The organism is Egicoccus sp. AB-alg6-2 (assembly GCF_041821025.1).
GTDB lineage: Bacteria > Actinomycetota > Nitriliruptoria > Nitriliruptorales > Nitriliruptoraceae > Egicoccus.
The window spans coordinates 132,243-156,747 of record NZ_JBGUAY010000008.1; the positions used below are offsets into that span (position 1 = coordinate 132,243).

General features: G+C 71.2%; 26 protein-coding genes. 12 read left to right on the top strand and 14 right to left on the bottom strand.

Annotated elements, in window-relative coordinates:
• Window positions 1–39 precede the first annotated feature (39 nt).
• On the top strand, window positions 40–408 hold the full coding sequence (locus ACERMF_RS15520; protein WP_373670044.1) for a TraR/DksA family transcriptional regulator: 369 nt from the start codon (window positions 40–42) through the stop codon (window positions 406–408).
• Between the two features lie 36 nt (window positions 409–444).
• Here the strand turns inward: ACERMF_RS15520 and ACERMF_RS15525 are convergent, their stop codons facing one another.
• Both ACERMF_RS15525 and ACERMF_RS15530 read right to left on the bottom strand, forming a co-directional pair.
• Complete coding sequence (locus tag ACERMF_RS15525; protein WP_373670045.1) at window positions 445–1,392, bottom strand: helix-turn-helix transcriptional regulator; 948 nt, start codon at window positions 1,390–1,392, stop codon at window positions 445–447.
• A 70-nt stretch (window positions 1,393–1,462) separates the two neighbouring features.
• Window positions 1,463–2,644, bottom strand: coding sequence for a zinc-dependent alcohol dehydrogenase (locus tag ACERMF_RS15530; protein WP_373670046.1), 1,182 nt, complete (start codon window positions 2,642–2,644; stop codon window positions 1,463–1,465).
• Window positions 2,645–2,821: 177 nt separating this feature from the next.
• Here ACERMF_RS15530 and ACERMF_RS15535 point away from each other — a divergent pair, with 177 nt between their 5' ends.
• Together ACERMF_RS15535 and ACERMF_RS15540 are read left to right on the top strand one after the other, a co-directional pair.
• Window positions 2,822–4,546 carry a TrkA family potassium uptake protein gene (locus ACERMF_RS15535; RefSeq protein WP_373670047.1) on the top strand — a complete coding sequence of 575 codons (1,725 nt, stop codon included), beginning with the start codon at window positions 2,822–2,824 and terminating at the stop codon, window positions 4,544–4,546.
• 81 nt (window positions 4,547–4,627) lie between these two features.
• The gene (locus ACERMF_RS15540; protein WP_373670049.1) at window positions 4,628–6,778 is read left to right on the top strand and encodes a putative bifunctional diguanylate cyclase/phosphodiesterase; all 2,151 of its coding nucleotides are present in this window, start codon (window positions 4,628–4,630) and stop codon (window positions 6,776–6,778) included.
• Window positions 6,779–6,780: 2 nt separating this feature from the next.
• Here ACERMF_RS15540 and ACERMF_RS15545 read toward each other — a convergent pair whose 3' ends face one another.
• A complete protein-coding gene (locus ACERMF_RS15545) occupies window positions 6,781–7,029 on the bottom strand; it encodes a hypothetical protein (protein ID WP_373670050.1) in 249 nt (82 codons plus the stop codon).
• 93 nt (window positions 7,030–7,122) lie between these two features.
• Entirely contained in the window at window positions 7,123–8,772 is a 1,650-nt protein-coding gene (locus tag ACERMF_RS15550) for an N-acetylmuramoyl-L-alanine amidase (RefSeq protein WP_373670051.1), read from the bottom strand.
• Between the two features lie 234 nt (window positions 8,773–9,006).
• Between ACERMF_RS15550 and ACERMF_RS15555 the strand changes: the two genes are divergently transcribed.
• Together ACERMF_RS15555 and ACERMF_RS15560 are read left to right on the top strand one after the other, a co-directional pair.
• A complete protein-coding gene (locus tag ACERMF_RS15555) occupies window positions 9,007–9,402 on the top strand; it encodes an STAS/SEC14 domain-containing protein (RefSeq protein WP_373670052.1) in 396 nt (131 codons plus the stop codon).
• Window positions 9,402–10,256: a sensor histidine kinase gene (locus ACERMF_RS15560; RefSeq protein ID WP_373670053.1), complete on the top strand. Its 855-nt coding sequence runs from the start codon at window positions 9,402–9,404 to the stop codon at window positions 10,254–10,256. Before ACERMF_RS15555 ends, ACERMF_RS15560 begins: the two co-directional genes overlap by 1 nt.
• A 4-nt stretch (window positions 10,257–10,260) precedes the next feature.
• Here the strand turns inward: ACERMF_RS15560 and ACERMF_RS15565 are convergent, their stop codons facing one another.
• Together ACERMF_RS15565 and ACERMF_RS15570 are read right to left on the bottom strand one after the other, a co-directional pair.
• A complete protein-coding gene (locus ACERMF_RS15565; protein ID WP_373670054.1) occupies window positions 10,261–10,437 on the bottom strand; it encodes a hypothetical protein in 177 nt (58 codons plus the stop codon).
• A gap of 51 nt (window positions 10,438–10,488) precedes the next feature.
• Entirely contained in the window at window positions 10,489–10,986 is a 498-nt protein-coding gene (locus ACERMF_RS15570; protein ID WP_373670055.1) for a metallophosphoesterase family protein, read from the bottom strand.
• Window positions 10,987–11,074: 88 nt separating this feature from the next.
• On the opposite strand from ACERMF_RS15570, the gene ACERMF_RS15575 reads away from it, so the two are divergent.
• Both ACERMF_RS15575 and ACERMF_RS15580 read left to right on the top strand, forming a co-directional pair.
• A complete protein-coding gene (locus ACERMF_RS15575; protein ID WP_373670056.1) occupies window positions 11,075–11,956 on the top strand; it encodes a GNAT family N-acetyltransferase in 882 nt (293 codons plus the stop codon).
• A 41-nt stretch (window positions 11,957–11,997) separates the two neighbouring features.
• Complete coding sequence (locus tag ACERMF_RS15580; protein WP_373670057.1) at window positions 11,998–13,365, top strand: hypothetical protein; 1,368 nt, start codon at window positions 11,998–12,000, stop codon at window positions 13,363–13,365.
• Window positions 13,366–13,371: 6 nt separating this feature from the next.
• Here ACERMF_RS15580 and ACERMF_RS15585 read toward each other — a convergent pair whose 3' ends face one another.
• The 6 genes from ACERMF_RS15585 to ACERMF_RS15610 form a co-directional block, all read right to left on the bottom strand.
• Window positions 13,372–14,646, bottom strand: a complete 1,275-nt coding sequence (locus tag ACERMF_RS15585) for a hypothetical protein (RefSeq protein WP_373670058.1) — start codon at window positions 14,644–14,646, stop codon at window positions 13,372–13,374.
• 71 nt (window positions 14,647–14,717) lie between these two features.
• Window positions 14,718–15,974 carry a multidrug effflux MFS transporter gene (locus ACERMF_RS15590; RefSeq protein ID WP_373670059.1) on the bottom strand — a complete coding sequence of 419 codons (1,257 nt, stop codon included), beginning with the start codon at window positions 15,972–15,974 and terminating at the stop codon, window positions 14,718–14,720.
• Window positions 15,975–16,083: 109 nt separating this feature from the next.
• The gene (locus ACERMF_RS15595; RefSeq protein WP_373670060.1) at window positions 16,084–16,878 is read right to left on the bottom strand and encodes a YtxH domain-containing protein; all 795 of its coding nucleotides are present in this window, start codon (window positions 16,876–16,878) and stop codon (window positions 16,084–16,086) included.
• A 118-nt stretch (window positions 16,879–16,996) separates the two neighbouring features.
• The gene (locus ACERMF_RS15600) at window positions 16,997–17,776 is read right to left on the bottom strand and encodes an SDR family NAD(P)-dependent oxidoreductase (protein WP_373670061.1); all 780 of its coding nucleotides are present in this window, start codon (window positions 17,774–17,776) and stop codon (window positions 16,997–16,999) included.
• A 112-nt stretch (window positions 17,777–17,888) separates the two neighbouring features.
• Entirely contained in the window at window positions 17,889–18,335 is a 447-nt protein-coding gene (locus tag ACERMF_RS15605) for a hypothetical protein (protein WP_373670062.1), read from the bottom strand.
• An 89-nt stretch (window positions 18,336–18,424) separates the two neighbouring features.
• Window positions 18,425–18,643 (bottom strand): hypothetical protein, encoded by a 219-nt coding sequence (locus ACERMF_RS15610; RefSeq protein ID WP_373670064.1) that lies wholly within the window; start codon window positions 18,641–18,643, stop codon window positions 18,425–18,427.
• Window positions 18,644–18,793: 150 nt separating this feature from the next.
• Here ACERMF_RS15610 and ACERMF_RS15615 point away from each other — a divergent pair, with 150 nt between their 5' ends.
• Both ACERMF_RS15615 and ACERMF_RS15620 read left to right on the top strand, forming a co-directional pair.
• Window positions 18,794–19,234 carry a CBS domain-containing protein gene (locus ACERMF_RS15615; RefSeq protein WP_373670065.1) on the top strand — a complete coding sequence of 147 codons (441 nt, stop codon included), beginning with the start codon at window positions 18,794–18,796 and terminating at the stop codon, window positions 19,232–19,234.
• A 20-nt stretch (window positions 19,235–19,254) separates the two neighbouring features.
• Window positions 19,255–19,521 carry a DUF3039 domain-containing protein gene (locus tag ACERMF_RS15620; RefSeq protein ID WP_373670067.1) on the top strand — a complete coding sequence of 89 codons (267 nt, stop codon included), beginning with the start codon at window positions 19,255–19,257 and terminating at the stop codon, window positions 19,519–19,521.
• Here ACERMF_RS15620 and ACERMF_RS15625 read toward each other — a convergent pair whose 3' ends face one another.
• Window positions 19,522–20,574, bottom strand: coding sequence for an alcohol dehydrogenase catalytic domain-containing protein (locus ACERMF_RS15625; protein ID WP_373670068.1), 1,053 nt, complete (start codon window positions 20,572–20,574; stop codon window positions 19,522–19,524).
• A 212-nt stretch (window positions 20,575–20,786) separates the two neighbouring features.
• On the bottom strand, window positions 20,787–20,978 hold the full coding sequence (locus ACERMF_RS15630) for a hypothetical protein (RefSeq protein WP_373670069.1): 192 nt from the start codon (window positions 20,976–20,978) through the stop codon (window positions 20,787–20,789).
• 243 nt (window positions 20,979–21,221) lie between these two features.
• Here ACERMF_RS15630 and lepA point away from each other — a divergent pair, with 243 nt between their 5' ends.
• The 3 genes from lepA to ACERMF_RS15645 all read left to right on the top strand — a co-directional run bounded on the left by lepA (window position 21,222) and on the right by ACERMF_RS15645 (window position 24,483).
• Window positions 21,222–23,105 (top strand): translation elongation factor 4, encoded by a 1,884-nt coding sequence (gene lepA, locus ACERMF_RS15635; RefSeq protein ID WP_373670070.1) that lies wholly within the window; start codon window positions 21,222–21,224, stop codon window positions 23,103–23,105.
• Window positions 23,106–23,123: 18 nt separating this feature from the next.
• On the top strand, window positions 23,124–23,663 hold the full coding sequence (locus ACERMF_RS15640; RefSeq protein WP_373670071.1) for a pyridoxamine 5'-phosphate oxidase family protein: 540 nt from the start codon (window positions 23,124–23,126) through the stop codon (window positions 23,661–23,663).
• A 118-nt stretch (window positions 23,664–23,781) separates the two neighbouring features.
• Window positions 23,782–24,483: a hypothetical protein gene (locus ACERMF_RS15645; RefSeq protein WP_373670072.1), complete on the top strand. Its 702-nt coding sequence runs from the start codon at window positions 23,782–23,784 to the stop codon at window positions 24,481–24,483.
• Window positions 24,484–24,505: the final 22 nt, after the last annotated feature.

Here is a 24,505-nt window from a genome sequence, read left to right on the forward strand (position 1 = left end):
GGGGCGGTGCCGGACGTCGCGCCGGCCGGGGAGGGAGCCGTGAGCGCGATCGAGCGTCCCGACGCCGCTGCGGTCGCCTCGGCGCTGGATTTCGAGGCCGACCGCACCCGCTCACGCATCCACGCCCTCGAGCGCGACCTCGCCACCCTCCGGGACGCCACCGCGGACAGCCCGGACGACGAGCACGACCCCGAGGGCGCCACCATCGCCTTCGAGCGACAGCAGGTCGCGGCGTTGCTCGCGGCGGCGACCGCACGGCTCGCCGAACTCGAGGACGCGAGGACCCGGCTGCGCGCCGGCGACTACGGACAGTGCCTGGACTGTGGCACCTCGATCCCGCGGGAGCGACTGCTGGCACGGCCCGCCGTGCGGCGCTGCGCCACCTGCGCCGCACGTTCGGACCCGTAGCCACGCCGGTGTCGCAGAGCCGTGACGCACCGGCGCTCAGGCCGGGACGGCTCCGACCAGCCGTTCGACGTGCGCGCGGAAGGCATCGCGCACCGACGTCGGATCCAGCACCTCGACGCGGCACGGCAGCCCGACGAGGAAGCGCACCAGCCAGCCGGCGTCGCTCGCCCCGGCCCTCAGCAGGGTCGTGTCGCCGTCGGCCTCGAGCACCCCGAAACGCACCGCCTGCGTCTGTTCGGCCTCGGCGAGCGGCAGATGCAGCCGGACCGTCGCCTGGATCTCGTAGGGGGAGACCGTGACCGCGGAACGGACCAGTTCGACGGGATCGGGCAGCTCGCGGTCGTGGCTGCGCACCCCGGTCGCCAGAGGCGCCGAGGCCCGGTCGACGCGGAACGTCCGCCACGCGTCACGGTCGAGGTCGAAGGCGACGAGGTACCAGCGCCAGTGCGCGTGGACCAGTCGCAGCGGTTCGAGGTGGCGCAGGCTGCGGTTGCCCTCGCGATCGCAGTACATCAGCCGCAGACGTTCCCGGCGCCGGCACGCCTGGGCGAGGACGAGCAGGTGGTCGGGGTCGGTGGACACCCCGGCGCCGAACCCCACCGACACCGTCGCCGCCTGCACGTCCTGCAGGCGTTCCGCCAGGTGCTCGGGCAGGACGCGCTCCAGCTTGGTCAGCGCCGACAGCGCGGCTTCGGCGAGCCCGACACCGGTGCCCGCCGTGGCGAAGCGCAGGCCGACGACCGCCGCGAGTGCCTCGTGGTCGTCGAGGACCAGCGGAGGCAGCTCGGGGCCGCGGCCGAGCTGGTAGCCGCCATGCGGACCTGGTGAGGCCTGCACGGGATGGTCCAGCCGCCGCAGGCGCGCGATGTCGCGCCGCACGGTCCTGGTCGTGACGCCGAGCCGGTCGGCCAGTTCGGGTGCCGTCCAGCTCGGCCGCGTGTGCAGCAGGGCCAACAGACGCAGCAGTCGGGTCGCGGTTTCCATCCCGGCAGCCTGGCACGAATCGCGGACCGATGTGGTCCGGTTCGCGGGCGGATTTCGCGACCGGCGAGCGCTACGGCTTGAGCACGATCTTGATGGCGCCGTCGTCCTTCTTCTGGAAGATCTCGTACCCGTGTGCGGCCTCGGACAGCGGCATGTGGTGGGTCGCGAACGTCTCGGTCCCCAGCGGGTCGCCGTCGTCGAGCACCAACGGCAGGAGGTCGTCGACCCACCGCTTGACGTTGGCCTGGCCCATCCGCAGCTGGATCTGCTTGTCGAACATGGTCAGCATCGGCAGGGGATCCGCCTGACCGCCGTACACGCCGATCAGCGAGATCGTGCCACCGCGTCGCACCATGTCGATCGCGAGGTAGAACGCCTCGAGGCGGTCCACGCCGGCCTTGCGCATCATCGGTGCGGCCAGGGCGTCGGGCATCAGCGAGGACATCGTCTGCGCCAGCTTGCCGGTCGGCGAGCCGTGGGCCTCCATGCCGACCGCGTCGATGACGGCGTCCGGACCGCGCCCGCCGGTGAGTTCACGCACGGCCTCGACCACGTCGTCGTGCTCGGACAGGCTGATCGCCTCGACGCCGAGCGCCCGCATGCGCTCGAGGCGCTCGGGGACGAGGTCGACGCCGATGACACGCACGTCCTGCAACATCGCGATGCGGCTGGCCATGTCGCCGATCGGGCCCAGCCCGAGCACGACCAGCGTGCCGCCCTTGGGCACGTCGGCATACGCGACGGCCTGGTAGGCCGTCGGCGCGACGTCCGAGAGGTAGACGAACCGGTCGTCGGAGGGGCCGTCGGGCACCTTGATGTGGGTGTACTGCGCCTGCGGTACGCGCAGGTACTCGGCCTGCCCACCCGGGACCTGCCCATAGAGCTTGGTGTAGCCGAACAGCGGCGCGCCCATGCCCTGCTCGCGCACCTGCGTCGTCTCGCACTGGGTCTGCAGTCCCTGACCGCACATGAAGCAGTGCCCGCACGAGATCTGGAACGGCACCACGATGCGGTCGCCCGGCGCGATCGCGGTCACCTCGCTGCCGACGGCCTCGACGATGCCCATCGGCTCGTGGCCGAGGACGTCACCGGCATCGAGGAAGGGGGAGAGGACCTCGTAGAGGTGGAGGTCCGAGCCGCAGATCCCCGACGACGTCACGCGGATGATCGCATCGGTCGGTTCCTGGATCGTCGGATCGGGCACCTCCTCGACGCGCACGTCCCGCTTGCCCTGCCACGTGAGTGCCTTCATGCCGATGGTCCTTCCGGCGCGCTCGCGCGCCTCGTCCGTCGATTCCGGCGCACCGTCCGTCCGGAAGCGGTCGCCTGTCGCGTGCTCGACGGTAGGGTCCGGCCGCGTGGGGCCGGGCTGGACGAAGTCCCTAGTCAGTCGGCGGTTCGAAGCCGGACGTTGGACCGAAAGACCACGGTGCTGAAGTCGTTGGGGCTGCTGTTCGCGACCATGGCGGCGCCGTTGCGCCGCTGGAACGTCCGGTTCGCCGTCCTGCTCGTGCTCGGGTTCTTCGTCATGGTCGGCGTGTACGCGGTGCTGTTCCACGAGCTCATGGCGCTCGAGGGACGACGGTTCAGCTGGGTGACCTCGCTGTACTGGACGTTCGTGACCATGTCGACCCTCGGTTTCGGCGACATCGTCTTCGAGTCCGACCTCGGACGATTGTTCTCGGTCGTCGTGCTGCTGACCGGCTCGGTGTTCATCCTGGTGCTGCTGCCGTTTCTGTTCATCCAGTTCGTGTTCACCCCCTGGATGCGGGAACGCGACTCGGCGCGCGCGCCGCGCCGCGCCCCCGACGGGATCGACGGCCACGTCGTCCTCTCCGGTGTCGACCCGATCAGCGACGCGCTGATCGAACGCGCGAAGGCGGCGGGCGTCCCCTACCTGCTGCTCGTCGAGGAGGCGGACGAGGCGTTGCGCCTGTTCGACCGCGGGTACCGGGTGATGGTCGGTGCGCGCGACGAACCCGAGACCTACCGGCACGCCCGGGTCGATCGGGCGGCGCTGGTCGCGCTGACCATGGGTGACGAGGCCAACACCAACGTCGCCTTCACCGTGCGCGAGATCGACGAGGACGTCCCCATCGCGGCCCTGGCGAGCCGGGCCGCCTCCGTGGACGTGCTCGAACTCGCCGGCTGCCACGAGGTGGTGGAGCTGGCGGAGGTGCTGGGCCGGGCCATGGCGCGGCGCGTCGTGGGTACCGACGCGCGGGCACACGTGATCGGCGAGTTCGGCAACCTGCGGATCGCCGAGGCGAGCGTGCGGGGGACCGAACTGGTCGGCCGCACCGTGCGCGAGGCCGAACTGCGTCAGCGGGTGCACGTCAACGTGGTCGGGATCTGGGAGGACGGACGGTTCGCCGCCGCAGCCGCGGACAGTCGCCTGACCGAACGGACCGTGCTGATCCTGGCCGGCTCGGAGGAGCAGCTGGCGGCCTACGACCGCGCGTTCGGCGTGGACCAGTCCCAGCAGGCGACGCCGGTCCAACGTCGTCCGGTGCTGATCCTCGGCGGCGGGAGGGTCGGGCGGGCGGCGGCGCGCGCACTGGCCGAGACGGGCGTGGATGCGACCATCGTGGAGAAGCGTCCCGAGCGCATCCGTCCCGAGTTCACCAGCGTCGAAGGTGACGCCGCCGCGCTCGAGGTGCTGGAGGAGGCGGGCGTCACCGATGCCGCCGCCGTCCTGGTCACCACGCACGAAGACGACGTCAACGTCTACCTGACGCTCTATCTGCGACGGCTCCGTCCCGACGTGCAGTTGATCGCGCGCGCCACCCGCGACCGCAACGTCTCGACCCTCCACCGCGCGGGCGCCGATGCGGTGCTGTCGTACGCCAGCATCGGTGCCACCGCACTGTGGAACGCCATGGGACGCAACCGGCGGCTGGTCGTCGCCGAGGGACTCGAGATGTTCCGGGTGCCCATGCCGAGGAAGGTGCGGGGGCAGTCGCTGTCGCAGTGCGAGATCGGCGCGCGGAGTGGGTGTCACGTCGTGGCGATCGCGCAGGGCGACCATCTCGATCCGAACCCGGACCCCGAGGCGCCGCTGCCCGCGCACGGCGACCTCGTCCTGATCGGCGACGAGGGCAGCGAGGAGCGGTTCGTGGCCGAATTCGGCGACGTCCGGCGCCGTCACCGCTGAAGTCGGCCGCGCTGCCGCCGACGGGTGCCCGGGGCCGGCGCCGTCGGCTCGCCGTCAAGGTCGGTCGGGAGCGACGACGAGATGTCCCCACCACCCCAACTGGGGGTCGCGGCCGCACAGCCTCCGAGCTACCCGGCCGCGTCGCCCCCCACGGTCGCCGAAGCGCGCAGCCGGGCCATCGACGCGCAGCTGCGCACGATCTTCCAGCTCGCGCCCGTTGGCATCGGCCTGGTGGACTTCGAGGGTCGCACGATCCTGACCAACAACGCGCTCCGCGAGATGCTCGGTTACAGCGCCGAGGAGTTCGCCTCCGTCCACTTCGAGCAGTTCACCCACCCCGAGGACGTCCAACGCAATCTCGAGCTGTTCGAGCGCATGGCGGGCGGCCACCTCGACCGGTTCGAGATGGACAAGCGGTTCTTCCACCGCGACGGGCGCACGATCTGGGGGCGCTTGACCGTTTCGCTGCTCCGCGACCCCGACGGCCAGCCGGACCTCGCGATCGGCATGGTCGAGAACGTGACCGAGCAACGTGAGCTGCAGGCACAGCTCGAACACGCCGAGCACACCTTCCGGACCCTCGTCGAGCAGGTCCCCGCCGTCGTCTACGAGACCGGCCTGGACCCGCGTCGCCCGGCGACCTACGTCAGCCCGCAGATCGAGCACCTGCTCGGCATCAGCCCCGAGAAGTGGCTGGCCTGCCCCGAACTGTGGCGGCAGCAGATCTCGCCCGAAGACCGTGACGTCGCCTTCGGACCCGACCGTTTCGACGCCGCCCGCAGCGTCGCCGGTGAGGTGTCGACGCTGCACTACCGCATGCGCCGCGTCGACGGCCGCGAGATCTGGGTCCGGGACGAGTCGCGGATCGAGACCAACGCGTACGGCGAACAGGTGCTGCGGGGCGTGCTCGTGGAGGCCACGCGGGAGAAGCAGCTCGAGTCGCGGCTCGAACGCCTCGCCTACCACGACCCGCTGACGTTGCTGGCCAACCGCGAGTTGTTCTGCGACCGGGTCGACGCGCGCATGCGTGGCGGTGACACCGCCGGGTCGGGAGCGGTGCTCTTCATCGACCTCGACGACTTCAAGACGGTCAACGACAGTCTCGGCCACGCCGCGGGCGACGACCTGATCTGTTCGGTCGCGGGCCGTATCCAGGGCTGCGTCCGCCCCGGCGATCTTGCCGGGCGACTCGGCGGCGACGAGTTCGCCGTGCTGCTCGAGGATCTCACGAGACCGTCCGAGGCCCTCGAGGTGGCCGAGCGGCTCCGCGCGGCATTGGAGCGCCCGCATCAGCTCCGCGGACGCCAGGTCTCGGCGTCCGCCAGCATCGGGGTGGCCTACCTCGCCGATGCCGGCACGACGGGGGCGGTGCTCCGAAACGCCGACCTCGCGATGTACCGGGCGAAGGGGCTGGGGAAGGCCTGCGTGGCGACCTACGAGCCGCATCTGCACCGCGATGCGCTGCGGCGCCTGGAGTTGCGGAGCGCGCTCGGCGGGGCACTCGAACGCGGCGAGCTGTTCCTGCAGTACCAGCCCCTCGTCGACCTCGGCAGCGCCGAGATGGTGGGCGTGGAGGCACTCCTGCGTTGGCGACACCCCGACGCCGGCCTGATCCCGCCGGACGCGTTCGTCCCGCTGGCCGAGGAGACCGGCGCGATCGTCCCGATCGGGTTGTGGGTCCTGCGGCAGTCGACCGAGTGGCTCGCCCACAACCGCAAGCTCGGCGGGCGCGCGCTGTCGGTGTCCATCAACGTCTCGCCCCTGCAGCTCGCACCACGGCTGGTCGGTGAGGTCGAGGCGGCCCTGGTCGGCACCGGCCTACCTCCGAACCAGCTGGTGATCGAGGTCACCGAGCAGGCGCTGATGAGTCCGCGCAGCTGGGACGTGGTCCGCGAGCTCAAGCGCCTCGGGGTGCGCATCGCCATCGACGACTTCGGAACCGGCTACTCGTCGCTCGCCTACCTGAGCGAGTTCGCCGTCGACCTGCTCAAGATCGACCGGTCGTTCATCGCGGGCCTGACGGTCGACGAACGCAGCCAGGCCGTCCCGCGCGCCGTCGTCGAACTGGCCCGCACCCTGGGGCTCACGGTCGTCGCCGAGGGCATCGAGACCGAGGAGCAGTGGGAACAGCTGGTCCGTATGGGCTGCAGCGTCGGCCAGGGCTACCGCTTCGCGAAGCCGGTCGACCCGGCCGAGCTGGCCGGACTCAGCCAGGGGCCGCTCGGGCGCTGACGTCAGTTCGAGGGTGCCTCGGCCTCGTCGAAGGCCGTCAGGTCGAGCTCGAGTTCGTCCTCGAACGCCTCGGTCTCGATCCCGTCCTCGAACCGCACGCGGAAGAGCGTCGCGACGTCGTCGGCGTCGGCGTCCGGGTCCTGGTCCGCCTTGATCTCCTCGACGACCGTGACGAGCTGGCCCGCCCGTTCGCGGTAGCCGGGAGGGCCGTCGACGGCTGCGGAAGGTCGGAAGGTCGCCTGCTGGGTCACGTGGGGTACCTCGGGATCGGTTGACCACGAGCGTCGCGTCCCGGACGGGTCGGCACCGCACCCCAGCCCGCCCGTTCGGTCACCGAGATCGCCTCACTCCTCGAGGGCCCGCGACAGGAACAGCGCCATCCCGGCGCGATGCACCTCGGTGGCCGGCTCGAAGCGGCGGTCACTGACCCCGTTCGCGATGCCGGCCGCGGCGATGGCGCCGATGGCGCGGTCGTGGACGCTGTGCCCGGTGTCGACGAACGGCGACTGGCGCAGCGGCAGGTCGAGTGCCCGCTGCAGGAACGATGCCATCTCGCCCCGGCTCACCGGACGATCGGGACAGAAGCGGTCGCGGGAGCAGCCGTTGGCGATACCGGCCTTCGCGACCGCGGCGATCGCCTCCTGGTGTGCCTTGCCGTCGAGGTCGCGGAAGCGGTGTCCGTCGGCGGCGGGCAGGTCGAACGCCCGGTAGATGAAGCTGGCCATCTGCGCCCGGGTCACCGTCTCCGCCGGGCAGTACAAGCGTGACCCACAGCCGCTCGTGATCTGCCGCGTGGCGATCTGCTCGATCGGGGCGTAGTGCCCGTGGGTCAGCGGGACGTCGGCGAACCGCGTCGGTGGCGTGGTCGGCGCCGGCGCGGGAGCTGCCGGCGTGGCGCCGGTCGCCAGGGCCGCCACGCGGCTGCGCAGGGCACCCATCTTGGCGTAGAAGTACCGGCCCGGGCAGGCGGTCGAGCCCACGTTGCGGTGGGCGGTCAGGACGTTGAGCGTCCGACCGCCGTGGGAGATGGTGCGGCTGGCGCGGGCGTCGATGCCGTGCACGTCGTACTTCCACGCCACGACCCTGGCGACGGACTCGACCGCGACCGCCGGGATGTCGGCGACCTCGAAGTTGCCCATCACGGACACGCCGAAGGAGCCACTGTTGAAGTTGGCCGCGTGGGCCCCGACGACGCCGCGCTCGAGACCGCCGGCGCGTCCCTCGAAGATCTGGCCGTAGCGGTCGACGAGGATGTTGTAGCCGATGTCGCTCCACCGCTGGGTCTGGGTGTGGTAGCTGTAGATCCCGCGCACGACCGAGGCGGACTGGGCCTTGGTGTAGCTGTTCGAACCGGCCGTGTGGTGGATGACGGCGAAGCGCGGCGTGGCGTAGCTGGCACTCCCGCGACGCAGGGACTCGTTCGCGCCCCACTGGGCCCGCGAGATGATGGCCGGGCGGTTGGACGCCTCGGCGACCACCGGTACGGCGCGCGGACGCAGGTGGCGGACGACCTTCGCGACGGTGCCCTCGGACAGGCCCTCGGTGTCGATCAGCGTGGCGGCGAGGTCACTGATCTCGCCGTCGACACGGACCTGGAAGGCGTCGGCGTCGCCGACCCACAGTGGCTCGGATGCGTCCGTGGCCGCCTCCCTGGCCTCGTCGGTGTCGGGATCGGGCCCGTCGAGGCCGATGACCTCGCGGTCGAGCACCTCCCAGTCGCTCCAGCCGCCGTCGAGACCCCGCGTCCGCACCGTCACCTCGTCGGCGCCGGCCGGCAGCGTGAAGCCGATCATGGAGAAGGGCGTCTCGGTCTCCACGACCGGCGTGCCCGCCTCGCCACCCGCCACCGCGCGCTCGGGCAGGTCCGCCAACGTCTCGATCACGGTTTCGGGCGGTGCCACCTCGGTGGCGAACGACGGCGCGACCGGTGCGAGGGTCGCTCCCGTGACGGCGGTGAGCAGGAACAGGACGTGTCGGCGGCGTGTGCGACGCATGCTTCCCCGAAGGTCGGCGGCGGGTTGGGCGCACCGGCGGGGGCCGGGCGCGCGGGATGATGAAGGAGAGGTCGGCCGGACCACTCCTCGGACGAAGTGCTCGAACGCAGATCGCGCATTTGGTCCGATTCGGGAACTTCGGGCGCCGCGGGCCGGCGGCTCACCCCGGGGCGGACGAGCTACGCTCGCGCGCCGAGCGGCCACCGCGTGCGTGCGCCGGAGACCGGGAGGCACGTGGCCGTTCAGGTGGTCGAGGTGGGACCGGTCGCCCTCGAATGGGAGGCGGAGACACGCGCCGCGGCGCTGCGCTTCACCGAACGCGGTGAGGGTGGCCGGGCCGAGGCCGAGGCGCTGGTCGGTCAGCTGCGCGCGTGGGTGGGCGAGCCACCGGCGCCCTACAGCCTGCTCGTGGACTGCTCCGAGATGGTCGACGTCGACGCCTCCTGGCGCGCGACGTGGGGCGAGCACTTCCGGGCGCATCGCGACGTCTCGACGCTGGCATGGTTCAACGCCAACCACCGGATCCAGCTGATCGTGCTGATGTTCATCAAGGGCACGGGGGTTCGCGGACAGGTCTTCGAGCGCGAGGACGAGGCGCGTCGGTACCTGGCCGACCAGCGGAACGGCTGATGAAGATCCCCGACCTCGAAGAACTGCTCGACGTCATCTCCCTGGCCTGCCTCGGTGACACCGACGTACGGGTCGACGTCGACCCGAGTGCGCTGGACGACCCGCTCGGCGTCATCGGCAACGCCGTCAACGTGCTGCTCGACGACCTCGAGTACCGCCAGCGCGAGCGGGAGGAGGCCCTCCGACGGGTTGCTGCGATGGACGCCAAGCAGGAGTTCCTGGCCTACCTCAGCCACGACATGCAGACGCCCATGGCGGTGCTGCTGGGCGCCGTCACCGTGCTGCGGACCTCGCGATCCGACGAGGACGTCGCCGCCACCCTGCCGCTGATGGAGCACGCCATCGAGCGGCTGCAACGGTTCGTGAGCCAGTTCCTCGATCTGGCACGGCTCGAGGCCGACCGCGGCCTGGTGCTCGAGGTGGCCCCGCTGGACGTGCGGGCGGTGGTCAAGCGCGTCGTCGAGCTGTTCGCCGACGACGGGACGATCGCCGTGACCGGCCCGGCCGAGCTGTCGCCGGTGGCGGCCGACCCCACGCGCGTCGAGCAGATCCTGGCGAACCTCGTCACCAACGCCTTCAAGTACGCGGGCGAAGCGCCCTCCATCGTGCTGCGCGACCGCGAGGACGGCACCATCGAGATCCGCGTCGTCGACCACGGCCCCGGCATCGCGGCCGACGAGGTCGACCGCATCTTCGACAAGTTCGAACGCGGTTCGTCGGCCCCGGGCGCCGGCCTCGGTCTCTACATCAGCCGGGTGCTGGCCGAGGCCCACGGCGGCACCCTGACCGTCGAGAGCGAACCCGGCGAGGGCAGCACCTTTCTGCTGTGCCTGCCGACGGCGCACGGCGGCTGACCCGCTAGGCCCGACGCCCTTGCGCGGTTCGCAACGAGGCGAGCTCGCGCTCCAGCCGTCGCTGACGCTCCTCGAGCGCGGCGCGCGTCCCGCTGCCGTGGTGCGGCGGCGCCTCGTGCAGGTGGCGGCGTACGGCTTCCAGCTCGGCCTGCACGACGGCGACGGTTCGTCTGGGGGTCATGTGCGCAGTCTGTCGGGTCGGGCCGGCGTCGTCGAACCGGCCGCGCCCGGCTCACTCGTCCACCACCTCGATGCTGGCGTGGCGGATGGCGCCATCGTCGAGTTCGAGCACGCCGACGGTGCGGTGCGGCATACGTCGCCGTTCGGTCGGTGAGCCCGGGTTGAACAGCCGCTGGCCGTCCACGCCGACCTCGTCGACGGGGATGTGACTGTGACCGAAGACGACGAGGTGGGCCTGCGGGAACCGTTCGTGGAGACGCCGTGCCCGGCCACGCGACGGACCGCTGTCGTGGATCATGGCGACGTCGACACCACCGAGCGTGAGCTCCAGGGTCTCTGGCAGCTGTCCGACGAGTTCCCGGTCGTTGTTGCCGAGCACGGCGTGGACGGGGGCGAACCGGGCCAACTGTTCGAGGTGCTCCGCCTGGGTGATGTCGCCCGCGTGCAGGATGACGTCGGCCCGCGAGAACCAGGACTCCGCCGCACGCGGCAGCCGCCGGTTCGGCCAGTCCCGCCGCAGGTGGGTGTCGGCCGTCACCACCACGCGCACGTCGGTCTCCTCGTCGGCTCCCCGGTCAGCGTAGGGACGCGGTCACGAGCTAGTGTCCGCAGGCTCTCCCGCGCGAAGGACGCCTGCCGTGCTGCACCTCGAATCCGATCCCGACGACGTCGCGGCCGTTGCCGAGTTCATGGCGGCGCAGCAGGCCGACCCGACCCATCACATCGGCTACCTCGGACTGGACGCGGAACCGATCCGCTTGCAGTTGCAGGGGCTCGAACCGCTGGGCACGGCCGGACTGTCGGTCGCCCGCGATGGCTCCCGCATCGTCGGGGCACTCGCCGCGGAGTGGGACACCGACCCGCCACGATGCTGGTGGCACGGCCCGTTCGTCGCGCCGGACGCGGATGCGACCGCGGTGTCCGACGCCCTCCTGGCCCACGGACGCGAACGATTGCCGGACGAGGTCACACAGGAGGAGACCTGTGGCGACGAACGGCATGCGTGGTTGTCCGACTTCGCCGCGCGCAACGGCTTCCACGCCGAGGAGGCGTCCGCGGTGCTCGGCCGCTCGCTCACCGGGGGACTGCCGCCCCGAACGGTCGCGACGGTGGCCGGTGAGGAGCTGACCGAGCAGCAGCGGAACGACGTCGCGGCCCTGCACGACGCGCTGTTCGCCAACACCCACACGCCCGGCCACAAGCTGGTGGCGGGCGGGGATCGCCGCCTGCTCGTGGTGATCCAGGAAGGTCGTGCGGTCGGCTACGCGGCGGTCGAGCGCCAAGAGGACGGAGCCGGCTACCTCGACTTCCTCGGTGTCGCTCCCGAGGTCCAGGGCCGCGGCCTGGGCTCGGCGTTGGTCGCGGCCGCCTGTCACGAACTGCGCGACATCCTCGGCTGCGAGGTCACCGACCTCACGGTGCGCGTCGGCAACGCGGCCGCGCGCAAGGTCTACACCAACAACGGCTTCGTCGAGGAGCGCATTCTGGTGCCGTTCCGCAAGGGCATGGCCCTGCCCTGATCCGCGACCCGTTAGGCTCTCCGGCCGGGGGAGGGGGAGCGATGCGGCACCTCGTACGGTCGGGCGTCGTCGGGCTTGCGGCGGTGACCGTGGCCTGCGGCGGGCCGGTGTCGCCCACCATCGAGTCACGCAGCCATGACACCCGCGCCGACGTGGACGCGTTCGGCCAGGTCGGGGTCGCCGACTCCCCGCTCGAGTGCCACCGGGTCGCGCCGCTGGAGGTCAGCCTCGCCGAAGGGGTCGAGCCGACCGGCAGCAACGCGCGCTGGCACGCCGACATCGCCACCTCCGGCGATGCCGTCGATGCGCCCGGGAGCGAGACGGAACTGCGACGTTGGGGCAGCGAGGAGGTGCCCGAGCAGTACGCGGGGACCTGGCTGGACGCCGAACACCGGGTCCACGTCGTCGCTTTCACCGCGGACGTGGCCGCCAACGCCGACATCATCCGGCACCGGTTCGCGTCCGGTCTGGCCGTCGCCCGTGCCACGAACACGTTGCAGGAGCTCGAGCAGGTCCACCACGACGTCGCCGCGGAGGTGGACCGCAGCCGACGGACCGGCAACTCGTCCGCCGAGCCGTTCGACGACCTGGGCGGCGAGGCGGGGCTGCGTCCGGAGCCGGGCACGGTGCGGTGGGCAGACCTCGACCTGCCGCGCAACCGGGTGGCCATCGGCCTCTACGAGCCCACGGACGAGCACGTCGCCGACCTCGCCGAACGGTTCGGGCCCGAGCGCGTCTGCGTCGTCCTCGAGCACGCTCCCGCCCACGAGACGCGCGAGCCGCCCGGGTGGGTCCCGGAGGCCGACGCCTACGAGCGCCCGGACACCGCGGACGACCCCGACATCGCCCCGTGGTGCGAGGACGTGCCTCCGCCGCCGGTGGAGGCGCCGGCCGGCATCGCGGGCCCACCGACGACCGCTGCCCCCGTCGACGACATCGACGGCGTCGACGGCGTGGAGCACCACCTGCGCCAGGAGCCGGGTGATCCGACGGCCTGGATGCTGGACCTCGAGGAGTGGGGCACCGGCGAGGCGGCGGACGGGTATGCGGGCCTGTGGTACGACGCCCACCTCGACACCTTCGTCGTCGGCTTCGCCGGGGACACCGATGCGTGGGCGACCGTGCTGCACGAGCGCTTCCACCCCGGGTTCGCCGTCGCGCAGGTGCACCACACCTGGACCGAGCTGCTCGGGCTGCTGGGACGTCTCGAGGCGGAACTGCGCGCCACGGGCGGCCAGGAGCCGGCATCTGGCCAACTGCTCTCGACGGGGCTGCGGCCGAACATCAACCGCGTCACCGTCGGGCTGTTCACGCCGGACCCGGACCGGCTGGCCGAGCTCTCCGGCGTCCACGGGGTCGATGCCATCTGTTTCGCGACCACCTCACCGGGGTACCCACTGGGGCGGTGACCCGGGTCATCCCGCCGGCATGCGGAGGTCCACGTCGCCGAGCCGGCGGTCGTCGAAGTCGCGTCGCACCGTGGCATCGATCTGTTGCCAGCGCGCGACGGTGTCGGGCGACACACCGCCGTCGACGGCGCCGTACGCATGCACGGCGACGGACGCCACGGCCGTGACGGCGACGACGCCGACCAGCCAGCGACGGCGTTCCACCGCGTCCTGCACGGCCAGCGCCATCGCGGGCACGCTCAGCAGCAGCGGCTCGAGCGAGATCCGGTAGGCGAAGAAGTCCGTGCCGCCCTGGTAGCCGACCGCCCGGACCTGGACGACGAGATAGGCCAGTCCGGCGGTCGCCGCGGCCAGCGTCCAGCGTGGCAGCCGCCGCCACGCGACCGTGACCGCCACGAGCGCGGGCACCACGACGGGGGAGAACACGAAGATGCCGCGGTGTGGCGACACGAACGCCAGGCCGAGGTCGCGGACCGTCTGCCACGGTGAGTGACGGATCAGGCCCCGCAGGTGCGCGGTGGTGTCGTAGCCGGCGACCGGCAGCACCGTTCCGAACGCCCAGGCCGTGTAGGCGGTCATCAGCGCGAGTCCGACTGCTGCTGCGGCCGCGATCCAGACCGCGTCGCGTCGATCCTCGCGCCACCATGCGTACGCGGCCACGACGACGACGGCGACGACGAGGTGTGGTCTGACCAGAACGGCGACCACGGCACCGGCGGCGGCCAGTGGCGCCCAGCCGCGTCGCCAGCCGAGCAGCAGGGCGGTCAGCGCGAGACACGTCGGACCGTGGGGCCACATGCTGTCGGCGGCGGTCGACCACAACGACGTGCCGAGCGCGAAGACGAGCGCACCGGCGATCGACGTGGACCTGCCCGCCTCGGTGCGGAGGAGGAGGTGGAGCAGACCGGCGGCCAGTGCGGCCGTCACTGACGCCGTCACCGCAGCGGGTCGCGGATCGACCAGGAAGGGGTGGGCGGGCGGCGGCTTCGCGGACACGGCGTCGGCGACGGCATAGGCCGGTGCCGCCCAGTAGGCGACGCCGGGGAAGCGGTTGACGTAGACGTGGCCGTGGCGTCCCTCGATTCCCCAGTAGTTGCGGCTCGCTGGCCACGTCTCCGGCAACGCCGCGGTGCCGCGCGTTCCCACCGACCACGCGGCGACGGTGGCGGCGCGGGTGTCGTTGACGAACGCCGGTCCCCGATTCGCCGTGGCGAGATAGGCCGCGGAGAGGAGCACGACGAGCAGACCGGTCGTGACCAGGTCACGTCGGTCGAAGCGCACCCGCCCGCACACCTGGGTCGTCCCATCGCACGAAGATGCGGCAGCCAACCATGCGCGACCGCCGCAGCGGCTCAGGCCTGTTGCGGACGTCCGGGCGTTGGCCTCGTGACCGGATCGACCAGGGGCCGGAACAGGGTGCCGCGCTCGGTCGCCAGCACGATGAGGAGGGCAACGATGCCGTAGCCGAGGAACCCGAACGAGATCGGCAGGATCGTGCCGTCGAAGAGCCGATCGAGCACGGCCCCCAACGTCGCGCCGACGGCGAGCTGGATGGCACCGATCACCGAGGCCGCCGTCCCCGCGCGCGCGGCCATCGGCGCCATCGCGATCGTGTTGAAGTTGGGGATCAGCAACCCGTGACCCACCAGGATGCTGGCGAGCAGGGGCAGGAACACCGCGAGCGGCGGTCGGCCGGCGGTCGCGAGGGCGACGGCGAGGAGCACGCCGGCCACGACGACGTAGCCCAGCAGCACCGCATGCGCCGTGCGGCGGGTTCCGAAGCGACGGACCAGTCGGGTGTTGCCCAGCATGGCCAGACCCATGGATGCGGCGATCCCTCCGAAGATGACCGGGAAGGCCTCGGGGCGACCGAACGTCTCACCGAAGATGATCTCGGAACTGGCGATGTAGGACGTGAACACGCCGTACAGCGACGTCAGCGCCAGCGTGTAGCCGAGGGTCTGGCGGTGGGTGACCACGAGGCGGGCCGCGCGGGCGACCCGACCGAGACGCAGTTCGAGCCGCGACTCCACGGGCAGCGTCTCCGGCAGCCGCCGGGCCCACACGCCCATGGCGGCGGCGGCGACCAGGCACAGCACAAACAGGACCCGCCAGGTCGTGACGGTGACGACGGCGGCGCCCAGCGTCGGTGCCACCACCGGAACGATGATGAACACGGCCATGATGAACGACATGGCGCGGGCCATCTGCTCGCCCTCGAACATGTCGCGCACGACCGCGAGCGTCACGACACGCGGGCCGGCGGCACCCAGCCCCCACACGAACCGGCCGAGCAGCAACAGGTCCAGGCTCGGCGCGACGGTGCACAGCAGCGCGCCGACGGCGTACACGCCGAAGCCGACGAACAGCGTCGGACGGCGGCCGTAACGGTCGGCGAGCGGTCCGTAGAAGAGCTGACCGGCCGCGAGCCCGAGCATGTAGGCGGTCACGAGGCCGGCGACGGCCGTGGAGTCGCTCGCGAGACCGAGGTCGGCCCGGATGGCGCCGAAGGCGGGCAGCATGAGGTCGAGGCCGAGCGCCGCGAGCGCCATCGACATGGCGAGCATCGCGGTGAACTCGACCCGGCCGAGAGCGGGGCGGCGGGTCATGGTGCCTCGAGGCGGGAGAGGCGTGGCACGGTAACCAGGTTCCGGCAACGGTGGGACGACAGCGATCGGCCGCCCGCGGGATGCGGGCGGCCGAGTGGTGCTGCTTCGGTCAGATGCTGCGGACGGTCAACTCCGAGCGGACGTCGACGACGCCGTCGACCTGGGCGACCGCCGCGAGCAGTTCACGCTCGTTCTGCGGCGTGGGGACGGTGCCCTTGAGGGCGACCTGGCCGGGACCGTCCACCTTGATGATGACGTCCTGGACGTCGTCGCGGTAGCCGAAGATCTGGCTCTTGATCCGGTCCTCGAGCAGCTTCGGGTCCTCGGTCGGACGGTCGGGCATCGCGTCCTTGGCCGACTCGATGACGGCGCCCTGGGTCTGCGCCGCGACCTGGCCCGCCTGGCCCCGCAGCTCGTCCGCCTTCTGGGCGGCGGTGTCGATGGCCTGGGTGGCCTGGGCCGAGACGTCGTCGCGCATCTCGGTGGCGCGTTCGGCCGCCTTCTCGCGCAGCTGCTCGGTCTGGCTGACGACCTGGCTCTTGACCTCCTCGGCCTTCGAGCCGAGCTCCTGACCGAGCTGACGGCGGCGGTCCTGGCCGCGGTCGGGGTCGGTGAGGTAGGCGACGCCGTAACCGGCGGCGGCGCCCACGAGCAGCCAGAAGAGGCGTCGCGGCCACGTGGTCCGGTTGCTGGCGCCGATCAGGTCGTCGATCAGGTCGGTCTGCTCGTCGCTGACGTCGTCGATGCGGCTGCTGAGGTGCTTCTCGACCCCGGACAGCTGCTTGCTCAGCTTGCTCAGTTCACGGAACACCGAGCCACCGTCGCCGCTGACGGCGTCGGCCGTGCGGTCACGGATCTCGTCGAGCCCGGTTGCGAGCTTGTCGGAAAGGTCGTGCAGTTGCATGGGGTCTCCTTCGCTGATCTCGACCCCCATCGTCCTCGTTCGCCGGCCGGACTGCAGCGACTTTCGACGGGCGGACGGCCAGGGTTCTTCGCCGATCGCGCCGCGCCACCGACCGACGTCAGTCGCGCGTACCGCCCGACCGCGCCATACGCCGTGCGATCGCGGTGTACACCGGCGGCGCCAGGTGACGCAGGGTGACGAACGCCCGGTAGAAGGTCGGCACGGTGCGCTCGGTCCGGCCGCTGGCGAGGACGTCGGCGACCGCATCGGCGACGATGTCCGGCTGGCCGACGAGGCGCCCGAGCGGGGTGCGCTTGATCTGCGCCTGGGTGAACCCCTCGGTCTCGATGTAGCCGGGGTTCAATTGGCAGACCGTGATCCCGCGCGACCGCCAGGAAAGGGCGAGCGCCTCGCTGAAGCCGACGACGCCGAACTTGCTGGCGGCATAGGCCGCAGGTCCGATCCCGAGCTTGCCCGCCACCGAGGCGACGTTGACGACCCGGGAGGGCGCGCCGGCCTCCAGCAGGTCGGCGAAGGCGGCCATGCAGCGCACGACCCCGCCGAGGTTGACGTCGAGGGTCCGCAAGGCGTCGTCGAGGTCGTCACGACCGTTGAACACCCCGCCCCCGATTCCGGCGTTGTTGACGAGGGCGTGGCAGACCCCGCGTTCGTCACGCACGCGTGCCGCCAAGGCGTCGACGGCGTCCTGGTCGGTCACGTCGGCGGTGTGCGGCACGACGCCGGGGAGCTCGGCGGCCAATGCCTCGAGGCGGTCGGTGCGGCGGGCCGCCGCGTACACGACCATGCCCACGCCGGCCAGGCGCCGCACGGTCGCGTCACCGATGCCGCTGGAGGCGCCGGTCACCACCGCCACCTTGCCTCGGGGATCCCACGTCATCGTTCACTCCTGTCGCTGCCGGACTCGGGCGTCGAGCGGGCGGGATGGTGGCACGTCGAAGGTGGCCACCGCACGTTCGCGGTGGCCACCTACCGACCTGGAGCGGCTGCGGTCAGTCGGCCGAGAACTCCTCGGTCTCGCCGTCCGGGAGCTCGAGGCTGACGTGCGTCACGCGGTAGACCCCGTCGGCGTCCTCGTCGAGCTGGACGTTCTTGCGGCCGGGCATGAGGTCCATGGTGAGCATGAACTCCTCGTCGCCCTTGCGCTCGATGCGCACGTCGCCCCAGATCTCGAGGTCCTCCTCGGTGGCGCCGAGCAGCGACTCGGCGTCACGGCGGGCAGCGTCGAGGTCGAAGGTCTCGTCGACCATCGGGTCCTCGAGGTCGCCGCCGCCGAGGTCGGCGTCGACACAGTCCTCCGTGCCCTCGAGGCAGGCGCCAGCGGCGGCACCGCCCCCGGCGGTGACGTCCTCGGCCTCGGTGGCGGCGTCGGTGCCGCACGCGGTCAGCACCAGCAGCAGGCCGGCGGTTGGGGCGACACGGCGAAACAACGTTCTCACGGTGGTTCCTTGGTTCGGTCGGGTTGCCCGGTGTGACGTCGCGCGTCAGCGTCCGGTTCCCGCACGCCCCTGCCGCGTACAGAAAAACTTCAGGAGCCGGCGTTGTCGGGGTGCGCGCCCTGCTCGTCGGTCAGCACGGCGTCGGCCTCCTCGGCGTCGGACGCGTCGGCTTCGGCCAGCCGGAAGCGGTCCGCCTCGGCGCCGGCACGGCTGCCGTGGGTGCTGAGCACCTCGCCGTCGCGGGTCACGGCCCAGCCGTCCTCGTGCTCGGTGATCTCCAACTCGGCGTTACCGTCCGCGTCGCTCACGACCAGCTCCTCGGGGTGTGGTCACCGCCAGCGTCACAGGCACGGGGACGGTCGATGCCGGCGCCACACCGCCGATCGGCCAGCGGGCCTTCCCTCGCGCTCGCCGCCGTGCGAGACTCGGCGCGGGAGCGCGCTGCTGGGAGGAGCGACATGGGTGTCTCGATCGCCACGATCCTGGACCGCAAGGGCCGCGAGGTGGCGACGGCCTCGCCGGCGACCTCGGTGTCCGACGTCGTGAGGATGCTCGGCGAGCGCGACATCGGCGCGCTGGTGGTCGTCGACGACGCCGGTGAGGTCGTCGGCATCGTCTCCGAGCGCGACGTCGTGCGGCAGATGGCGGACGTCGGGGGGGACGTTCTGCGGCTGCGCGTGGAGGACGTCATGAGTTCGCCCGTGCACACCTGTACCCCGCGTTCGACGACCGATGAGTTGATGCAGGACATGACCGAGCGCCGCATCCGTCACCTGCCCGTGTGCGAGGACAACCGTCTCGTCGGGATCGTCTCCATCGGCGACATCGTGAAGTGGCGGTTCGAGGAGCTGCGTGATCAGACGCGTCAGCTCGAGGACTACGTCGCCGGCAGCTACTGATCCTGGGTATTGTTGCGGCCATGGCACCGACACATCTTCCGACACGTCAGACACCGGTCGTCGAACCGGAGGTTCGCGAGTCCCCGCAGACGGGCGAACCCGGCGACCACGACCGTTTCACCCACTACGTCCGTCAGCGCGAGCTCGAGCGTTCGCGACGCACCGGCAAGCCGGTCACGGCGCTGTGCGGCAAGAAGTGGATCCCCGACGGCGACCCGTCGAAGTACCCGATGTGTCCCACCTGCAGCGAGATCGTCGCCGAGTCGTTCAGCCGCGGCCTGGAGTGATCACGGCCTGAAAACGGCCTTGACCATGTCCGCCTCGCGTGCGGCGAAGGTGGCGTAGACCGCGGGGCCGTCGGCGAGGTCAGCCTCGGCATGGGTCACGACCACCTCGGTGGGCAGCGCCACGCCGTCGAGTTGGTCGAGCAGCCGTCCGAGCAGCGACCGCACCGGTGCGCGCCCCGCGACGATCGTCAGGTTGCGGTCGTAGGCGGCGACCGGCGACACGGCGAAGTGCTCCTGGGTCGGCACCGCGATGAGTGACACCGTCCCGCCCGGACGCACCAGGTCCGCCGCGGTCCGTTGTGCGGCTGCCGTCCCGGCGGCGTCCACGACCCCGGCGACGCCCTCGCGGGTCAGCTCGCGTGTCGCCGACGCGGCGTCGTCGGGAGCACACGTCGTCGCGCCGAGTCGTTCGGCACGTCGTCGGCGGTGCTCGACCGGATCGATGCCGAGCACCGCCGCGGCGCCGAGCTGCCACGCCGACCAGACGGCGCACAGGCCGACCGAGCCGAGGCCCTGGACGACCACCGTCTGTCCGTGGATGTCGCCCAGGCGTTCGACCGCGACCCAGCCGGTCGGGAGGTTGTCGGCGAGCAGCACCGCGTCGAGGTCCGAGCGGGCCGCCGGAACCGCGACGAGCGTGCCATCGGCCAGTGGCACCCGGAGCCGTGCAGCCTGCCCTCCGTGGAGAGCGGGGCGGTCCGGGTCCTCGGGGTCGCCCCACCCGAACAGGGCTCCGTGCTCGCAGCGGGCGCTCAGACCACGGCGACACGCCGAGCAGGCCCCACACGAGGTCGTGAACGGCACCAGGACCCGGTCCCCGACGTGGAAGTCCCGGACCTGCGGTCCAGTGGCCGTGACCACGCCGACGGCCTCGTGTCCGGGGACGACGCCCGGTCGCGCAGCTTCCCGCCCCTCGTAGGGATGCAGGTCGGAGCCGCACAGTCCTGCGGTGGTCACCTCGATGACGACGTCGTCGGGGGCCTCGACGACCGGGTCGGGGAGCGCATCGTCGAAGCGGATGTCGCCGGGGCCATGAAAGACCAGGCCGCGCACGCGGCTCCTTCCGGGCGGTGGCGCCGCAGCTTGCCATGCGCCGCGCGCCCCCCGCCGCCGCAACTGGGAAGCCGCCCCGTCCGTCAGCGGCAGCCTCGTCGGTCAGGGGCGGCGTCGCCGGACAGGGGCGGCGTCGCCGGTCCGCGGCGGTTCGTCGGTCAGGGGCGGCGTCGTCGGTCGCGGCGGCTCGTCGGTGAGCGGCAGCGCGTGGCTCAGCGGCGGCGACGGCGCCCGCCGCCGAGGAAGCTCTCGGCGAGCCGGGCGAGCCCGCCACCGCCGCCGGTCCCTCCGGTCCGTGAGCCCGCGCCGGTTGCGGGGCGCGCGGATCCACCGCGGCGACGGTTGTACTGGTTGTACGCGGTGCGACCGGCCTTGAGCAGCAACGCCTTCTTGAGCAATCCCATGGTGGCGGACCCTTCCTGAATGGAGTTCGGAGGTGGATGTGCATCCCATGGTGCGACGGGTCGCGGGCCCGTGCGCACCACCCTTCGCTGGGCTGACCGAACGGGTGCCGTGGCCCGTGTCCGGTCGGACTCACCCCCGAACGCCCGTCAGAAGGCGGCCGAAGTGGCACCGGTAAGCTCGCGGTTCCTTCGGTGCGCCGCCGGCGTACCCCGCGCCGTGCGCCGCCCGGCTGTCGCCACCGCTTGTTCCGAGGCCCGACGCCTGTGACCTATCAGACCGACCGCATCCGCAATTTCTGCATCGTGGCCCACGTGGACCACGGCAAGTCGACGCTGGCCGACCGGATGCTGCAGCTGACGGAGCTGGTCGACCCGCGCAAGATGCGGGCGCAGTACCTCGACAAGATGGACATCGAGCGGGAACGCGGCATCACGATCAAGGCCCAGGCGGCGCGCCTGCCCTACAAGCCGCTCGGGGACGTCGGCGAGGAGTACCTGCTCAACCTCATCGACACCCCCGGGCACGTGGACTTCTCCTACGAGGTGTCGCGGGCGCTCAACGCCTGTGAGGGTGCCGTGCTGCTGGTCGACGCGGCGCAGGGGATGGAGGCGCAGACGATCGCGAACCTGTACCTCGCGCTCGACGCCGACCTCGAGATCATCCCGGTGATGAACAAGATCGACCTGCCGGCGGCCAGACCCGAGGAGATCGCCCGCGAGATCGCCGCGATCATCGGAGGCGAGCCCGAGGACGTGCTGCGCATCTCCGCCAAGACCGGCGAGGGTGTGCGCGAGGTCATGGACGCGATCGTCGACCGGGTGCCGCCGCCACAGGGCAACCCGGACGGGCCCACCCGGGCGTTGATCTTCGACTCGTTCTACGACGCCTACCGCGGCACGCTGGCCTACTTCCGCGTCGTCGACGGGGAACTGCGTCCTGGCGACAAGATCCGTCTGCTCGCGACCGGTTTCGAGGGCGAGATCGACGACCTCGCGGTCAACTCCCCCGAGGAGACGCCCATCGACGCGCTGGGGGTCGGCGAGGTCGGCGTGCTGTCCGCGGCCATCAAGAACGTCGCGGAGGCAAAGGTCGGAGACACCATCACCAAGGCGGGCAAGACCTCACGCGAGGTCGAGCCGCTGCCCGGCTACCGCGAACCGTTGCCGATGGTGTTCTCCGGGCTGTACCCGATGGACTCCGACGACTTCCCGGTGCTGCGCGAGGCACTCGACAAGTTGCGCCTCAACGACGCCTCGTTCTCGTACGAGCCGGAGACCTCACTTGCGCTGGGATTCGGGTTCCGCTGCGGCTTCCTCGGTCTGCTCCACCTCGAGATCGTGATCGAGCGGCTGGACCGCGAGTTCAACATCCCGTTGGTGACCACCGCGCCGTCGGTGCGCTACCGGGTGACGCTGGACCAGAAGATCGACCCCGAGACCGGCGAGCCGGTCGTGGTCGAGGTGTCCAACCCCCAGGACCTGCCCGAACCGAACATGATCGACACGATCGCCGAGCCGACCGTGCGCGTCATGTTGCTGACGCCGTCAAGCTACGTCGGTCCGGTCATGCAGCTGTGCGAGGGGCGTCGCGGCAACATGGAGGCGATGGACTACCTCACCGAGGAACGGGTCGAACTGCGCTACCAGCTGCCGCTCGCGTCGATCATCACCGACTTCTTCGACCAGCTGAAGTCCATCACCCGCGGGTACGCGTCGCTGGACTACGAGCCCTCGGGGTACCAGGTGTCCAACCTGGTACGCGTCGACGTGCTCCTCAACGGCGAACCGGTCGACGCGTTCAGTTCCATCGTGCACCGCGACGAGGCGTACCCGTTCGGCAAGTCGATGGTCGAGAAGCTCAAAGAGCTGATCCCGAGGCAGATGTTCGACGTGCCGATCCAGGCCGCCATCGGGTCCAAGGTGATCGCGCGCGAGACGATCAAGGCCAAGCGCAAGGACGTGCTGGCCAAGTGCTACGGCGGCGACGTCTCCCGCAAGCGCAAGTTGCTCGAGAAGCAGAAAGAGGGCAAGAAGCGCATGAAGCACGTCGGGTCGGTCGAGATCCCGCAGGAGGCGTTCGTCTCCGCGCTGCGCACCGGTGGCGGCGGGTCGAGCAAAGGGGACTGACCCGAGGAAGGCCGGCACATGAGCAAGATGCTGGACGCGGGGATCGACGACGAGCTGCGGACGTGGTTGGAGGCCCATCCGGTCTTCTTCGTCGGCACGGCGCCGACCTTCGGCGGTCACCTCAACGTCTCGCCGAAGGGGTACGACACCCTGCGCGTCCTCGGGCCACATCGGCTGGCGTACCGGGACCTGACGGGCTCGACGGCGGAGTCGATCGCCCACCTGCGCGACGACGGCCGCATCGTCCTGCTCTGGTGCGGCTTCGACCGGAAGGCGACGCTCGTGCGCGTGCACGGGGTCGGCCGCGTGCACCTCGAAGGCGAGCCCGGATGGGCCGACCTCGATGCGGTGCTGCCTCGGATCCGGGGCAGTCGCTCGATCGTCGAGGTGGAGGCCGATCGCGTGTCGACCTCCTGCGGCTACTCCATACCGCGGATGGAGCTGGTCGAGGAGCGCGACACGCTTCGGCGGTGGGTCGACGGCAGGACGGACGAGCAGCTCGACCGCTACCGCGCCCGTCACAACCGCACCTCCATCGACGGCCTGCCGGCCCTGTGATGCTGCGCGCACGGCTCTTGGCGCCTGTGGATCACCACTGGCATGACTAGCCCGGTCTGATTAGGGTCCGTACACGATGTCCTGAGAGGACGCGAAATCGCACGGCGGCGGACGGGGGTTGCCCGTGGTGGGTCGAGGATCGACAACGGCGACGCTCGTCGCGCTCGCGGTGATGATGGTCGGCTGCAGCGGTGGTGGCGACGACACCATCGAGGCGTCGGTGGCCACGCCGGAGCCGATCGAGGAGCGGACGCCGAGCGAACCGCCCGAAGCGGACCCGTCGGAGGCGGAGGAGGAAGCCGATCCGTCACCGCCGCCCATCGGCGACGACGAGCCCCTCTACGCGCCGCTGCCCGAGCTCACCCCCGATCCGGACAACGACATCCCCGACGACCTCGAACAACTCATCCTCGACGCCTACGCCGATGCCTACAACAACGAGTTCACCGCCTACAGCACTGGCGAACTCGACGAGGAGGCACTGCGTCGCACACATGCCTTCCAAGCGTTTGACGACGTGGCTGTCACCGTCGAGGAGATGCAAGCCAGCGGGGTAGTTGAGCGCTCGGGCGACTCTGCGGTAAGCAGGGTGTTCGTCCGGGACTTCCAAGGTGGATCAGCGGTGCTACGCGAGTGTTTCACGATCGGCCCGGCAACAGGCGACTACGATCGCACGTCCGGCGAACTTGTAACGGCAGCAGAACAAGGAGAGTTCGCAAGAGACTGGCTTCTCGAGCTGGTTCAACTTCCGCAAGAGGAGAATGGCTCGTACAGGGTCGTCGACGCGGCCCGCGCTGAGACAACCGGTTGCACGCAGTGAACGCGTCGAGAACCTCTTGGCG